Genomic DNA, 453 nt, shown 5'->3' on the forward strand with positions numbered 1-453 from the left:
GCTAATAGCATTGGCGTTCAATCTGCTACTCATGCTCGCTATGGCAGTTGGCGGTTGGGTTGTGGCGTGGTTTGCCACACGAAAAGATACCGAACTTGTAGGGGCTGCACCGAAGGCTATTGCTGGGTTTATGGCAGGCGCTGTGGCAGTTTGTGTTCTTGGCATGATCCTCAAGGACTGCATGCGCGCAAAGGGAGTTTTGTAATGGCTGAAGAATCTGATCTCGAACTATTCTTGTCCGACATCAAAGAAGACCCTAACTACAAGAAGTTTCGGCTCGTGGTCAAGGGCGTGCGCGAGAAGCTGAAGATCGAGCGTGATCAGGCCGAAGCCATGGGCCTGATGGCCAACCGCACATCGCGGTCGCTGCACGGGCGTAAGCAGTTCAGCCCGAAGTCGCTTCTCGAAGCCACGTCCAACGACCTGAGCGCGCGTGCCCGGCTAGTTGAGATT

The 453-nt window shown here is 55.0% G+C and carries 2 protein-coding genes; both read left to right on the top strand.

Annotated features, from left to right (window positions below; translation table 11 throughout):
* Positions 1 to 205: hypothetical protein (locus AC1RP1_RS07880; RefSeq protein ID WP_251679883.1), on the top strand; the 205-nt coding region annotated here is incomplete at its 5' end.
* Positions 205 to 453 (top strand): hypothetical protein (locus AC1RP1_RS07885; protein ID WP_481762704.1); only part of this gene is annotated, 249 nt, incomplete at its 3' end. The genes AC1RP1_RS07880 and AC1RP1_RS07885, both read left to right, overlap by 1 nt.

The organism is Dellaglioa sp. CoH-56-MRSF-13 (genome assembly GCF_056782095.1).